The sequence below is a fragment of the Pseudarthrobacter sp. CC12 genome, from assembly GCF_039907755.1.
GTDB lineage: Bacteria > Actinomycetota > Actinomycetes > Actinomycetales > Micrococcaceae > Arthrobacter > Arthrobacter niigatensis.
This window is the reverse complement of sequence record NZ_JARDJH010000001.1, coordinates 262,911-276,867: the sequence shown is the minus strand read 5'-3', so window position 1 is coordinate 276,867 and position 13,957 is coordinate 262,911. Positions and strand designations below refer to the sequence as shown.

Annotated in this window: 12 protein-coding genes; 4 read left to right on the top strand and 8 right to left on the bottom strand. The window is 67.4% G+C overall.

Going from position 1 to position 13,957, the window contains the following annotated elements; all coding sequences use genetic code 11:
* Positions 1 to 3: 3 nt before the first annotated feature.
* Positions 4 to 1,371, top strand: a complete 1,368-nt coding sequence (locus PV772_RS01270) for an LLM class flavin-dependent oxidoreductase (protein WP_307358361.1) — start codon at positions 4 to 6, stop codon at positions 1,369 to 1,371.
* Positions 1,372 to 1,461: 90 nt separating this feature from the next.
* Entirely contained in the window at positions 1,462 to 1,884 is a 423-nt protein-coding gene (locus PV772_RS01265; protein ID WP_347885133.1) for a universal stress protein, read from the top strand.
* Positions 1,885 to 1,955: 71 nt separating this feature from the next.
* Here PV772_RS01265 and PV772_RS01260 read toward each other — a convergent pair whose 3' ends face one another.
* The 5 genes from PV772_RS01260 to ilvD all read right to left on the bottom strand — a co-directional run bounded on the left by PV772_RS01260 (position 1,956) and on the right by ilvD (position 7,377).
* Positions 1,956 to 2,351 (bottom strand): cupin domain-containing protein, encoded by a 396-nt coding sequence (locus PV772_RS01260; protein WP_141159286.1) that lies wholly within the window; start codon positions 2,349 to 2,351, stop codon positions 1,956 to 1,958.
* Between the two features lie 43 nt (positions 2,352 to 2,394).
* On the bottom strand, positions 2,395 to 3,612 hold the full coding sequence (locus PV772_RS01255; protein ID WP_141159285.1) for an MFS transporter: 1,218 nt from the start codon (positions 3,610 to 3,612) through the stop codon (positions 2,395 to 2,397).
* A 70-nt stretch (positions 3,613 to 3,682) separates the two neighbouring features.
* A complete protein-coding gene (locus PV772_RS01250) occupies positions 3,683 to 4,579 on the bottom strand; it encodes a DUF817 domain-containing protein (protein ID WP_347885132.1) in 897 nt (298 codons plus the stop codon).
* Entirely contained in the window at positions 4,572 to 5,390 is an 819-nt protein-coding gene (locus PV772_RS01245) for an oxygenase MpaB family protein (protein ID WP_347885131.1), read from the bottom strand. The genes PV772_RS01250 and PV772_RS01245 overlap by 8 nt, the downstream gene beginning before the upstream one ends.
* A gap of 127 nt (positions 5,391 to 5,517) precedes the next feature.
* Positions 5,518 to 7,377, bottom strand: coding sequence for a dihydroxy-acid dehydratase (gene ilvD, locus PV772_RS01240; RefSeq protein WP_141159282.1), 1,860 nt, complete (start codon positions 7,375 to 7,377; stop codon positions 5,518 to 5,520).
* 85 nt (positions 7,378 to 7,462) lie between these two features.
* Here ilvD and PV772_RS01235 point away from each other — a divergent pair, with 85 nt between their 5' ends.
* Positions 7,463 to 8,296, top strand: a complete 834-nt coding sequence (locus PV772_RS01235; RefSeq protein WP_141182505.1) for a helix-turn-helix transcriptional regulator — start codon at positions 7,463 to 7,465, stop codon at positions 8,294 to 8,296.
* On the opposite strand, the gene PV772_RS01230 is transcribed toward PV772_RS01235, so the two are convergent.
* The 3 genes from PV772_RS01230 to PV772_RS01220 form a co-directional block, all read right to left on the bottom strand.
* The gene (locus PV772_RS01230) at positions 8,293 to 9,528 is read right to left on the bottom strand and encodes an amidohydrolase (RefSeq protein WP_347885130.1); all 1,236 of its coding nucleotides are present in this window, start codon (positions 9,526 to 9,528) and stop codon (positions 8,293 to 8,295) included. The two genes, PV772_RS01235 and PV772_RS01230, sit on opposite strands and share 4 nt — an antisense overlap.
* Positions 9,529 to 9,663: 135 nt before the next feature.
* Positions 9,664 to 10,611: a polysaccharide deacetylase gene (locus PV772_RS01225; protein ID WP_141182507.1), complete on the bottom strand. Its 948-nt coding sequence runs from the start codon at positions 10,609 to 10,611 to the stop codon at positions 9,664 to 9,666.
* A gap of 56 nt (positions 10,612 to 10,667) precedes the next feature.
* The gene (locus PV772_RS01220; RefSeq protein ID WP_347885129.1) at positions 10,668 to 12,236 is read right to left on the bottom strand and encodes a cytosine permease; all 1,569 of its coding nucleotides are present in this window, start codon (positions 12,234 to 12,236) and stop codon (positions 10,668 to 10,670) included.
* A gap of 107 nt (positions 12,237 to 12,343) precedes the next feature.
* On the opposite strand from PV772_RS01220, the gene PV772_RS01215 reads away from it, so the two are divergent.
* Positions 12,344 to 13,945: a PucR family transcriptional regulator ligand-binding domain-containing protein gene (locus tag PV772_RS01215; protein ID WP_347885128.1), complete on the top strand. Its 1,602-nt coding sequence runs from the start codon at positions 12,344 to 12,346 to the stop codon at positions 13,943 to 13,945.
* The last annotated feature ends 12 nt before the right edge of the window (positions 13,946 to 13,957 follow it).

Sequence of the window (13,957 nt, the reverse complement as noted above, 5' to 3'; positions counted from 1 at the left end):
CCCTTGACTACCCGGAACCCATCCCTGCGCCAACTCCACCTCAACGCCTTCCTCATGAGCACCGGCCACCACGAGGCCTCATGGCGGCTGCCGGAAAGCGATCCCCATGCGGGAACCAAGGTGGAGCATTACCAGCAGCTCGCCCGGACTGCAGAGCGCGGCAAGCTGGACTCCATTTTCTTCGCCGACTCCCCTGTCCTGTTCGGCGAGGTGGGGCGCCGTCCTGCCGGGAAGCTGGAGCCCACCGTGCTGCTCACGGCCATCGCCGGCGCCACCGAGCGGATCGGGCTGATCGCCACCGCTTCCACCACCTACAATGAACCGTTCAACCTGGCCCGCCGCTTCGCGTCCGTCGACTGGGCCAGCGGCGGACGGGCCGGCTGGAATGTGGTGACTACGGCAGGCCCGGACGCGGCGCGCAACTTCGGCGTGGACGACCAGCCCGCCCACGCCGTCCGGTACGAACGCGCCGCCGAGTTCATCGAGGTGGCGCAGAAGCTCTGGGACAGCTGGCAGGACGACGCCGTCCTCGCGGACAAGGCGGAGGGCGTGTGGGGCGATGCGGACAGGATCCGCACCGTCGACCACGAAGGCAAGCATTTCAAGGTCCGCGGGCCGCTCAATGTTCCGCGGTCACCCCAGGGACACCCGCTGATCGTCCAGGCAGGTTCGTCCGAGGACGGCAAGGGCCTGGCCGCGAAGTACGCCGACGCCGTCTTCACCGCGCACCAGACCTTGGCCGACGCGCAGGAGTTCTACCGCGACTTGAAGGCCCGCACCACTGCCGCCGGCCGCGATCCGGAATCCATCAAGATCCTCCCGGGCATTGTCCCGGTCATCGGTGCCACCGAGGAGGAAGCCCTGGAACTGGAACGCGAACTCGACCGGCTGATCAAGCCCGAGTACGCCCGGATCCAACTGGCCAGGACCCTGCGCGTGGACCCGGAGGACCTGCCGCTGGACCGGCAGCTGCCGGACAACCTGCCCAGCGAGGATGAGATCGAGGGGGCAAAGAGCCGCTACACCCTGATCGTCCAGCTGGCGCGCCGGGAGCAGCTCACCGTGCGGCAGCTGATCGGCCGCCTGGGCGGCGGCCGCGGGCACCGCACCTTCACCGGCACGCCGGTACAGGTGGCCGACGCCATCCAGGAATGGTTCGACGGCGGGGCCGCGGACGGCTTCAACATCATGCCGCCGGTGCTTCCCTCCGGGTTGGAGGCGTTCGTGGACCAGGTGGTGCCGATCCTGCAGGAACGCGGGCTTTTCCGGACGGAGTACGCCGGAAAGACGCTGCGGGAGCACTACGGGTTGGCCCGGCCCGGCAACAGGTATGCGGATGCTGCCGTACCCGGGCTGGCTGGGATCGGTTAAGCCAAAGGCCGTGATACCCGTACTCCACGCGGGTAGTCCCTAAACTGGCAGATGGATTTGAATGCCAGGACTATACGAAGGAGCGAGTGAATGGCCAATGTAGTGGTTGTAGGGGTGGACGCCAGCCCGTCCGCGCGGAAGGCAGCGGAAGTCGCGCTGGACCTGGCCGGGTCGCTGGGGGCCTCACTGCACGTAGTGACCGCCTTCGAGATGGAGAACGCCGAAACCTTTGGGGTGGGCTCGGACAAGGTGAGGATTTCCAACGCCGACAGCTCCGAGATCGTGGCGAAGTCCCTGGGCGCATCCCGGCCGGGAGTGGAAATCACCCACTTCGCAGCCCGTGGCAAGCCGGCGGATTCGCTGATCAAGGAAGCCATCCGCCTGGACGCCCGGGTGATCGTGGTGGGCAACCGCAGGATGCGCGGGATTGGCCGGCTGCTGGGCAGCGTCGCCAACAGCGTGGCGCACAACGCCCCGTGCGATGTCTACATCGCGAACACGTACGAGGACTGACCTGCCTCACGCACAAGGAGGGCGGACGACGGCGGACCTTCCCGCCGTCGTCCGCCCTCCTTTTTGTGTGGTCAGGCGCTGTATTCCTCGTCAGTGACGTGATCGAGCCAGGTGACGACCTGCCCCTCAGCATCCGCTTCCTGCATGGCGACGTGCGCCATGAAGCGCTCCGGGGTTGCCCCGTGCCAGTGTTCTTCCCCGGGTTCGATGTAGACCACGTCACCGGGACGGATTTCCTGGATCTCCCCGCCCCGGCGCGCTACCAGCCCCACGCCGTCGGTGACATAGAGGGTCTGGCCCTTGGGGTGGTGGTGCCACGCGGTCCGGGCACCGGGGGCGAACCGGACGTGCGCGCAACCGATGGCTGACTGTTCGTCAGGATTCCGGATCCCGTCGATCTGCACGGTCCCGGTGAACCATTCCTTCGGGCCGGCCGCCGTCTGGCCGCCGCTCTTGGTGTACTTCATGTTCTCCTCCTGTTGGGTGGGCTGGATTGAAATCTTCAGGCGGTCAGGCGGTCCGGCCCGTGACCCTGGCAGTCAGGTACGCGAGGACCGACGAAACCGCAAGGATGGCTGCGGCCGCCAGGAAAGCCCCGCCATAGCCGGCGGAGTCGAAAAGCACGCCGCCCAACGTTGAGCCGACCGCGATCGAGGTCTGGACCACGGCCACCATCAGGCCTCCGCCGGCCTCGGCGTCGTGCGGCATGGCCTCGGCGATCCAGCTCCACCAGCCCACCGGGGCGGACGTGGACATCAGTCCCCAGAAAGCCAGGAGGACCACGACGGCGGCAAACCAGCCGCCGGACGGAACGAGGGCCGCCGCTATGACGGCCATGAGGGCCGGAATGGCTGCCAAGGTCCGGTACAGGCCCTTGCCCAGGAAGCGGCCAATGAGCATGGTGCCGGCAAAGCCCGCCACACCGATTACCAGCAGCACCAGGGATATCGTGGCCACGTCCACGCGGGTCACCGTCTCCAGGAAGGGACGGATGTAGGTGAACAGGACGAACTGCCCCATGAAGAAGGACCCGCAGGCGGCCATCCCCCAGGCGACGGTGCGGCTCTTGAATGCGGCGAAAATCCCAAAAACCGTGCCCGTGGCCCGCGTCCCGGCCTTCATTGACGGAAGGCTGATCCATTGCCAGGCCAGGGCGAGCACCGCCACCGGAACCAGGCAGAAGAACGCTCCACGCCAGCCGATGACCGAACCCAGGTAGCTGCCCAGGGGCGCAGCCAGGACGGTGGCCAGGGCGTTGCCCCCGTTGAAGATCGCCAGGGCACGCGGCACTTGGTGGGCGGGCACCAGCCGCATGGCGGTCGCCGCGGACATGGACCAGAACCCGCCGATCACCACGCCAATGAGGGCGCGGCCAACCATGAAGAGCAGGTATCCCGGGGCCATCGCCACCAGGGCTCCGGAGACCGCCATCAAGGTGGTCAGGCCCAAAAGGAGCGGCTTGCGGTTCAGGTTGCCGGCCAGCGTGGATACGGACAGGCTGGTGAGGACGGCAAAGAGCCCGGAGATGGCAATGCCCTGCCCCACCATTCCCTCGGAGACCTGGAGTTCGGCGGCCATGGGGGTCAGCAGGCTGACCGGCATGAACTCGGACGCGATCAGCGCGAAGACGCACAGGGACATGGCGAAGACGCCGCCCCAGTGCGCGGGCTGCTGCGCGCGGGGTTTTTGGGGCGCGCTGGTACTGGTGAGAAGTTTTTCGGGGGCCATGGGTCCATCAAACCGTGCCGTCCAAGCCCTAGCGAGGGCCCTGCTGAACCGGGTTTTGCCAGAACCCCCTTTAGCGCAGCCCGGCGGGCCGCCGGACCTCCCGGCGTGGGGCGTTCTCCGGTTCCGGCGGCCGCGGCTTGTAGACCCAGGCCACCAGCACCACGGAAATGATCATCAGCAGGAACCAGGCCACGAGTTTTTCCAGGCCCACCGGGTGCCAGCCGTCCACCTGGCTGGGGTAGAGCCACGCGCCGGACCACGTGGCGATGTTCTCGGCCAGCCAGATGAACAGCGCCACCAGCAGGAAGGACACCACCAGTGGCATGCGGAACTCCCGCCGGAAGACGCGGAAGTGCATCACGCACCGGCCGAAGATGAGCACGACGGCGGCGAGCAGCACCCAGCGAAGGTCCCACAAGTAGTGGTAGGTGAAGAAGTTCGCGTAGATGGCGGCGGCGAGGACCGCGGTGAGCCAGCGGCGCGGGTAGGCAGCGAAGCGAAGGTCGAACAGCCGGTAGACGCGCACCATGTACGAGCCCACGGCGGCATACATGAATCCGCTGAAGAGCGGCACGGCCCCGATGCGCAGGACGCCTTCGGCCCCGTACGACCACGAACCCATATCGGTTTTGAACAGCTCCATCACCGTGCCCACCAGGTGGAACAGGACGATCACCCGCAGTTCCCGCAGCGTTTCCAGCTTGAACGCCACCATCAGGACTTGGATCACGACGGCGGCGACGGTCAGGAAGTCGTTGCGTGCCAGCCCTGCACCGTCCGGGTACCAGAGCCTGGCCGCCACCAGCACGGCCAGGAGTGCGGCGCCGAAAATGCAGGCCCAGCCCTGTTTGAGTCCGAAGACAATGAATTCAGTGAGTTTGGCCCTGGCGCCATTGGCGGGGGCCGTAGCCAGGAAGCGGCGGGCGCGTTCATCGATCCGCCGCTCCAACGGGGTGGAACTACGCACGGATGCCTTGGTGTCGTGCCGCCTGCGGGCTACGGCGGAGGTCCTTTTCCAGTTCGGCCAGGCAGTAGTCCTTGAACCAGTGCCTGATGCGCAACGGCAGCATGGGGTAGGCCACCGCAAGGATACGCCAGGTCCGGTCGTAGCGGCGCTGGTGGCGTTCGCTCCAGGCGAGCCCGAAGTCCTTGCGCAGCTGCTCCGGGAGGAGCCCCGCGGTAAGGAACCGCGCGGACGGCATGATGGCCCGGTACCAAAGGGCAGTGTGCTTGGGAAACAGCAGTCCGCGGCCCACGCGCACGCCCTCTTCCTCGGCATGGAGGGTGGATACCTGGTCTTCCCAGTAGCGGCCGAAGGCTGCCCGGTCCTTTGGCCACATGTCCGGCGGAAGCTGCAGCGCGGTGCCGATCCGTGCATAGTCCTGGTACATCGCGTCGGCGGCGGCGTCGTCGAGCGGGCCGTGGATCTTCTCGATAATGGTCAGCGCTGTGTCGTAAAGCGTGGCTGCCACCCAGAGCTGAAGTACCGGGTCGAAGGCGTTGTAACCTGCGGACGATCCATCCTCCGGACGGCGTACCGGAACGTGGGCACGGTTGACCCGGCGCCGGACTTCCTTGACCTGCTCCTCGGTTCCGTACACCACGGCGTACACGTAGGTGAGCGTGCCCTTAAGCCGGTTGACGGGGCGTTCGGTGAACGTGCTGTGCGCCGCCACCCCACGGCCGATCGCAGGGTTGGCCAGCTGCAGCAGGATGGCCCGTCCTGCCCCGGCGAGCAGGATGCCTTCTGCCCGGTAATCGGCGGTTCTCTGCACCATGGGAAAAGGCTACCGGAGTGCTGCCGCAGCGGGACGGGGACTTTTGGCCCGTCGTCGTGGGTGCCGCATGCCCGGCGGAGGAGGGCCGGAGGACCAGCCCTGTTTCCTCCCCCGCCCGGTGCTGGCCTTACCGCTCCAGCAGGGACACGTCCCGGACAGCGCCCTTGTCCGCGGAGGTGGCCATCGCGGCGTATGCGCGCAGTGCAGCGGACACCTGCCGGTCCCGGTCCTTGGGCTTGTAGCCGCCGTTGATCAGCAGCTTCTCGCGGCGCTCGGCCAGGAGTTCATCGGATACCTCCAGCTGCAGCGAGCGCTGGCTGATGTTGATGCTGATGATGTCGCCGTCCTCCACCAGGGCAATGGCGCCTCCGGACGCTGCCTCAGGGGAGATGTGTCCGATGGACAAGCCGGAGGTGCCGCCGGAGAAGCGGCCGTCCGTGATGAGGGCGCACTTCTTGCCCAGGCCGCGGCCCTTGAGGAACGACGTCGGGTACAGCATTTCCTGCATGCCCGGACCACCCTTGGGGCCTTCGTAGCGGATCACCACCACATCGCCTTCCTTGATGGACTTGTTCAGGATCTTTTCGACGGCCTCGTCCTGCGACTCGCACACCACGGCCGGCCCGGAGAAGGTCCAGATGGACTCGTCCACGCCGGCGGTCTTCACCACCGCACCATCGACTGCGACGTTGCCGCGGAGCACGGCCAGGCCGCCGTCCTTGGAGTACGCGTGTTCCACCGAGCGGATGCAGCCTTCCGCGGCGTCGGTGTCCAGGGAGGTCCACTCATTCGACTGGGAGAACGCGGTGGAGGAGCGGACGCCGCCGGGAGCGGCGTGCCACAGCGCCTTGGCTTCCTCGGTGGCCTTGCCGCCGCGGATGTCCCAGTCATCCAGCCAGCCGTCCAGGTCGGCGGAGTGCACGGAGTGGACGTCCTTGTGCAGGAGGCCGCCTCGGTTCAGCTCGCCCAGCAGGGCGGGGATGCCGCCGGCGCGGTGCACATCCTCCATGTAGTAGGTCTTGTCCTTGGCCACGTTCGGGGCCACCTTGGCCAGGCAGGGCACCTGGCGGGACTTGGCATCCATCTCGGCCAGGCCGTAGTCCACGCCGGCCTCCTGGGCGGCGGCCAGCAGGTGCAGGATGGTGTTGGTGGAGCCGCCCATGGAGATGTCCAGCGCCATGGCGTTATCGAAAGCCTTGGCAGTGGCGATGGAACGGGGCAGCACGGACTCGTCGCCGCCGTCGTAATAGCGCTTCACGAGCTCGACGACGGTGGCGCCGGCTTTCTCGTACAGCGCCTTGCGGGCGGTGTGGGTGGCCAGCACGGAGCCGTTGCCCGGCAGCGACAGGCCGATGGCTTCGGTGAGGCAGTTCATGGAGTTGGCGGTGAACATCCCGGAGCAGGAACCGCAGGTGGGGCAGGCGTTCTCTTCGATGAGGTTGATGTCGGCATCGGAGATGGACTCGTCCACGGCGTCGGCGATCGCGTTCACCAGGTCCAGGGAGCGCACGGAACCGTCGGTCAGGGTCACGCGGCCGGCCTCCATGGGGCCGCCGGAGACGAAGACCACCGGGATGTTCAGGCGCAGGGCGGCCATGAGCATGCCGGGGGTGATCTTGTCGCAGTTGGAAATGCACACCAGGGCGTCGGCACAGTGGGCGTTGACCATGTACTCCACGGAGTCGGCGATCAGGTCGCGGGACGGCAGCGAGTAGAGCATGCCGGAGTGGCCCATGGCGATGCCGTCGTCCACGGCGATGGTGTTGAACTCGCGCGGCACGGCGCCGGCGGCCAGGATCGCGTCCGAGACGATCCTGCCCACCGGGGCCAGGTGGGTGTGGCCGGGGACGAACTCGGTAAAGGAGTTGGCCACGGCGATGATGGGCTTGCCGATGTCGGAGTTGGCAACGCCGGAGGCGCGCAGCAGTGCGCGGGCTCCGGCCATGTTGCGGCCGTGGGTGACTGTTTTTGAGCGAAGTGCAGGCATGCTTACCATGCTGCTGGTTCGGCGCTCCCGGCGGAAGACAGCCCTGCTACTAGTAGTAGGAGTACCAGGGTAATAGTATTTGGGAGTGAACAATCCCGGACGGCGCAAGGAACTGGGCCTCTTCCTGCGGGCCAGGCGCGACCAGGCGCTGCGGGCTGACTACGGCCTGCCGCCCGTCGGCCGCACCCGTGAGCGGGGGCTCCGCCGCGAGGAAGTGGCGTTCCTTTCCGGCGTCAGCGTCACCTGGTACACGTGGCTGGAGCAAGGGCGGGACATCAGCCCTTCCCGGCAGGTTTTGGAGGCCATCAGCCGTGCGCTGCATTTGTCCAGCACCGGCCTGGGCTACGTACTGTCGCTGGGCGGCTATGCCACCGCGGCGCCCGCCGGGCCGGCAGCCGATACCGCGCCGCCCCACATCCAGCGCCTCCTGGACGCCCTCGATCCCAATCCATCCTTCGCGTTGTTTCCGGACTGGGGCGTGGCCGGGTGGAACACGGCTTACGCGGCGTTGTATCCCAATATCGCCAAGGTGCCGGCGGCAGACCGGAATCTGTTGTGGCTGGTGTTCACCGACCCGTATGTCAGGAACCTCCTGCCGGACTGGGAGACCACCAGCAAGCGGTTCCTGGCCGAGTTCCGGGCCGAAACCGGGCAGCGGCTGGGCGACCCGGACATCCAGTACCAGGTGGAACGGCTCAAGGAAGCGAGCCCGGAGTTCCGGCAGGGCTGGGACCTTTACGACATCCTGGGTTTCGAGTCCCGCGAGCGTCTGTTCCACCACCCCGCTGTGGGTGTGCTCCAGCTGGAACACCACCAGGTGTCGCCATCGGACCGGCCGGACCTGCACATCGTGGTTTATACGCCAGCTCCGGGCAGCGGCGCCGCGGCGCAGATGAAGTCGCTCCTGGCAGCAGCCTAACCGGGCGGCACTGCGAGGTAGGCGAGCGCGGCTGCCGCCTGGGCCCGCGTTGCCATGGCGAGGGTGGGGTCGACGGCAGGGAGGAACGACGGCGAGTGGTTGGCCGGGATATCGGCGTCCACCGTGCCGTTCGCCACCGCCCGCCGGTAGGTTTCCGGCGGCACGGAGCCCACCACCCAGTACACGTAAGGAATTCCGAAGGCGTCGGGGATCCGGCTGAAATCCTCGGACGCTGTCTGCGGGGCAGTCTGGTAGACGGCATCCGCGCCGAAGGCCTGCGTGAATGCGGCGGCCACCCGGGCGTTGGCTTCCGGATCGTTGCTGGTCAGCGGGTACTGGTCGTAGTACTCGAACTCCGGCTCCTGGGGCGAGCCCGCAGCTGCACACTCACCTCGAACGATCCGCTCGATCGCAGCCATGATGGCGGCACGCAAATCCACGTCGTAGGTGCGGAGGTTGAGCAGCAGCTCGGCCCGGTCCGGGATGATGTTCGCCGTGGCGCCCGCCCGCAGGGAGCCGACGGTCAGCACGGCGAACTTCCCCGGCATGGTTTCTCGGGACACGACGGTCTGGAGGCGGAGGACGATCGAGGCGGCGAGCACCACCGGATCAACCGCCTTGTGCGGCATCGAGCCGTGGGCACCCCGGCCGTGGACGGTGATCCGGACTGAATCACCTGCCGAGAGGATGCGACCCGGCGTAGTGCCGATGGTTCCCGCCTCGGTGGGCATGACGTGCTGGGCCAGCGCCACGTCCGGCCGCGGGATCCCGGCGGCCAGGCCGTCGTCGAGCATTGCCTGCGAGCCCGCCGCCGTTTCCTCCGCCGGCTGGAACAGGGCGGTGTAGGTTCCCCGCCAGGCATCCCGATGGTCGGCGAGGTACTTGGCCGCCCCGAGCAGGGCCACCACATGCATGTCGTGCCCGCAGGCGTGCATTACCCCCGCGTTGGCGGAGGCGTAGCTCGCGCCTGTTGCCTCCGTGACCGGAAGCGCGTCCATGTCCGCCCGGGCCAGGACACCAGGGCCGGTCCCGTTGGCAAGCACACCCACCACGCCGGTACCGCCAAAGTGCCGGACATCGAAGCCCCAGGCGGCCAGCTTCTCCGCAACTGCTGCGGAGGTCTGGTGTTCGGCGAGGCCGAGTTCCGGATTCCGGTGCAGCTGTTCATAGAACGGGACCTGCCAGTCCAGCTCCTGCCCGATGCCTTCCGCAGTGTTGTTGGCCAGTTCCATGTGAAGTCTCCTTCCGGCCGGCGCTGCCAGCCCTCCCGGCCACATTAGGCAGCACCGGTGGATGGTGTCCATGGGCAACTAAAAGCGGCCAGCGGCGGGTAATCCCGCTGCCGGCCGCTTCCCTTGCCACGGACGCTAGGCCAGCACCCCCTGCCGCACGACGGCCGGCTTGAACTGTGCACCCGCGCCCGGGAATACCGGCACCTCGATCCGTGCGTGTGTGTGGACCTCGGTGACCGTGGCCTTTGTGTGCCGGGCAATGTCCTCCATGGTGGTCACCCACATGCCGTCCATAGCCTTTACCCGCTCCATCAGCTGCTCCAGCGCGACGGCCTTGGAGGGGCGGCCGGAAATGAAGGGGTGGTTGGTGAGGACGAAGCAGCTGCCCTGGGAATGGTGGGCTTCGGCTTCGAGCGTCCACATTTCCAGGACCTTCGCCGGGCTCTCGATCACGCCGCTGCCGGTGACTCCGGGGTAGAACGCGTACTGCTCCCAGTCGTCAAGGGTCCAGTCCACGGGAATCTCCACGATGTCCCGGGGATCGTCCGCGGCGACAGCGAAGCGGTAGGGTGCGTCGCCGTCGAGCAGGCTCGAATCGTAGAGGAAGCCACGGTCCGCCAGGAGGCCCGGCGAGTGCCAGTTGAGCTCCCACCAGGGCGCCCGGTAGCCCACGGGCCGGACACCTGCGACTTTGGCCAGCGCCTCCAGGCCGCGGTCGATGTAGCTGGCCTCGGTGGCGGCGTCGATGCCCTGCATGGGCTCGTGCAGGTAGCCGTGGTGGGCCACCTCGTGGCCGCCGTCAACAATCTGCCGGACCACGTCGGGGTAGGACTCGGCGGTGAAACCGGGGATGAAGAAGGTGGCCTGGATTTCCTGGCGGGCCAGGATGGCGAGCAGCCTCGGAACCGCGATCTTGGGGCCGTAGGACTGGTGGCTCATCAGCGACATGCGCCGGGTGCTGGTGGGATCGTGGGCGATGGTGCAGGACTCGGCGTCCACATCGAAGGTGAAGGACGCTGCGGCCTTGAAGCCTTCGGGCCAGGTGATGGGGTGCAGGGGGTCCGCGATGGCGGGCTGGTTCACGGGAAATCCTTTCGGCGGGCGCTGGGCGCCCGCCTGGTTCTAACGGGATGGCGAGCTTAGAGGGCGGGAAGGACGGGCGTGCTTTCCGACTCTTTGCTCTCTGCTTCCGGTGCGGCTGCGGCATGCGGGGCGGCTTCCGGCTGCTGCGTGGTGCGCGGCTCGAGGGCGAGGTAGCGGATGTGCTGGCGCGGGCCGAGGATGGCGTACACCCCGGCGCTGGTCAGGCCGCCGGCCAGCCAGGACAGGTCCCAGCCGCCCAGGGCCACGGCGATGGGGCCCTGCATGATGGGGATCAGGCCGTACATGAACAGCCACGTTGCGAAGATCCCGGCCACGAGGGAGATGACGCCGGCGAAGTTGACCACCGGCAGCCGCTTCGTGCCGACGCCGTCGAACAGCCTGTCGGTTCCGCCCGGCCAGCGCTTCTCCAGCCAGAAGTAGTGCACCAGCATGATTCCGCCCCAGGCGGCCACCCAGGCCACCAGGCCGATCAGCCAGGCGTCGAGTACTGCGGCGAAGTCCTCCTGGAAGATGAAGAAGACGACGGCGGCGAGCGAGAAGACGCCGACGAACAGGTTGAGCTTGCGGCGGCTGATGGAGATGTCCAGGGCCTGGGTGGCCACTGAGAACGTGTAGATGTTCAGGATGTTGGTGGCAATGGGTCCGTGGAGCACCATCAGCAGCACTGGCAGCGCCATGGCGCCGAAGTTCAGGACGATCAGCTTGCCGGGGTCGATCTCGCCGCTGTTGGTGGCGAGGCTTGCGCCCAGGACACCGAGCCACACCACGGGGATGAACTGTCCCAGTACCGAAGCGAGGTAGACCTTTTTCTTGGGGACGCTGGTGCTGACGAACCGGGAGTAGTCCGCGGCGTAGGTGAACCAGGTGATGCCCCAGCCGATGCCGATGGCGGTCATGACGGCGCTCATGGCGGCGATGCGCTCGGAGCCTTCCAGGACGGCGCCGGCAGGACCGGCGTAGCTCCAGTCAATGTCCATACCGAACCACGCCACCGCGGACATGACGGCCAGGATGAGGATGGTGGGCGGTACGGTCCATTTTTCAAAGGCGGCAATCGCCTTGTAGCCGAACCAGGCGATGGCCACCTGGAGCGCCATGATGAAGGTGGCGACGCCGATCTTCCAGGCATAGTTGGGGGCGTCCGGGTCAACCCAGCCGAGGGTTCCGAAAAGTGCCATGACCAGGTCCAGGATGATCCAGGTGTTTACTGCGCACCAGCCGATCACGAGCAGGGCCTGGATGGCGGCCGGCAGGTAGTTGCCGCGCCGGCCGAATGCCGCCCGGGCCAGGACCATGCCGGTGGCTCCGGTCTTCTGGCCCAGGAGGACGAAGCAGCCAAAGAGCAGCATGCCGATGAGGTTGCCCAGCACCAGGACTGTGATGGTGTCCGCCAACCCGAGTCCCAGCTGGATCCCGAGCGCCCCCAGCACCCAGTTGATGGGTGCCAGGTTGGCGCCGGCCCAGATCCAGAACTGGCCGGATACCTTGCGTGTGCGTGCTGATTCGGGGATGGGCTGCAGCCAGGCTTCGTGGTCCACGGCGTTGTGGTCCTCTGTGGCCTGGGCAGGTTGGCCGTGCGTGGCTGTTGAAAGCTTTTCTTGCATGGGGGCCTCCGTGAGGTGAATAAGTACAAACAAGGCTATGTGGCCCTCATCACAACCAACAAGATACAATGTGTCGAACAAATCCTCCTCCTACGTTACGGACTGTCGTGTCAGTGTTTCTCGGCGAAATACTCGCCCACCCCGCCCTTGCCGCCGCAGATCCAGTGGTCCACCCAGAAGGGGTCATGGCCGACGCGCAGCCGGTCCGCTGGGTGCACTCCAGTGAAGTGCTGGACATCGCTCCCCTGCTGCGCGGCGGTGAACTGCTGCTCTGCGGCGGGATCACCCTGGCCACCGCCACCCCGGCCAAACGCGGGGATTACGTCCGCGAACTGGCGCAGCGGGGCGTCGCAGCCCTGGCCATCGAGACCGGTGGCGCGCTGCCGGAAATCCCTGCCGACATGCTTCAGAAGGCTGAGGAGTACGGCCTCCCCGTGGTGGAACTGCGGAAGGTGGTGCCGTTCGTCGGCGTCATGCAGGCCATCAATTCCATGCTGGTCAGCGAGTCCGTGGGGCACCTGCAACAGGCAGATGCCGCGACGCGCGCCATGGCCGCCGAACTTGCCCACGGTGCGGCACTGGACAAGATCCTCGGCGTACTGGCCGGCATCACCGCGTCAGCCGTAAAACTCACCTCCCCGTGGGGCGTCACCATGGGGAGCGCGGTCCCGGACGGCTGGAACGACGGGGCGGACGCGGATGCCGGCGAAGGAACAGAGGACGACGACGGCATCGCACCGGGCGGGCACGGCGGCTTCTACGCGGTGGCCGACGGAACGGTGATCACCGTGGACATCCCCGTGCGCGGGGTCCTGATGGGGCGGCTGGAGGTCCATGTGCCCGGCGCTGCGGACGCGGCCCTTGCCCAGGTGGCCGGAGAGCGGGCCGTGGACATCCTGGGCCTGGCACTCCTGCAGCACACACCCCCGGGGCTGCATGCCCTTGCAGGTGCCGAACTGATGCGCGCCGTGCTCAATGCCGCGCCGGAGTGGCGCCTGGAGCAGCTGGCCCCCGGCGCGGGTTTCCCCACGGACTCCCCCGCCGTGGTGGCAGCCATCCATGCGGCGGCACCTCAGGAGCTGCGCGGCGCCGTCGAAAATTTCCTAAGCGCGCAGCGGATCCCGTGCGCCGCATACCTGGACGACACCGAACTGGTGGTGATGATCGGGCTGCCATGCACGGAAACTGCCGGCGAGCGGCGGCAGCTCCTGGAATCCTTGAAGGACCTGGAGGGTGACCACGATGCCGTGATCGCCGTGGGGCCGCTGGCCGGCGGGGTGGCGGAGGCGGCCTGGTCACTGGCGGAAGCGCGGCGCGCCCTGGAGGTACGGCAGATCCAGCGCAGGAACGCATCGGCGCGCAGGCGGCACCCGGCACGCGGCCTGGTGGTGCTGGACGCCCAGGACACCGCCGTGGAAAGCCTGGCCCTGACCTGCCTGGATGCCTCATCCCGGGAGGCGTTCGTCAACAGGCAGTTGCGGGCGGTCCTGGAACACGATGCGCAGCGCCAGTCCCAGCTGCTCGAGACCCTGCAGGTGTGGCTGGACTCCGGCTGCAACACCGCGCAGTCGGCGCGCGAACTGCACCTTGAGCGGCAGTCGATGCATCACCGGCTGCAGCGGATTTTCGATCTCTGCGGCGGCGATCCGCGAGGCACCGGGCGGCTGGCGGCCCTGCATCTGGCGGCACGGATGGCCGGGCTGCCCTGAGCTGGAACCGGC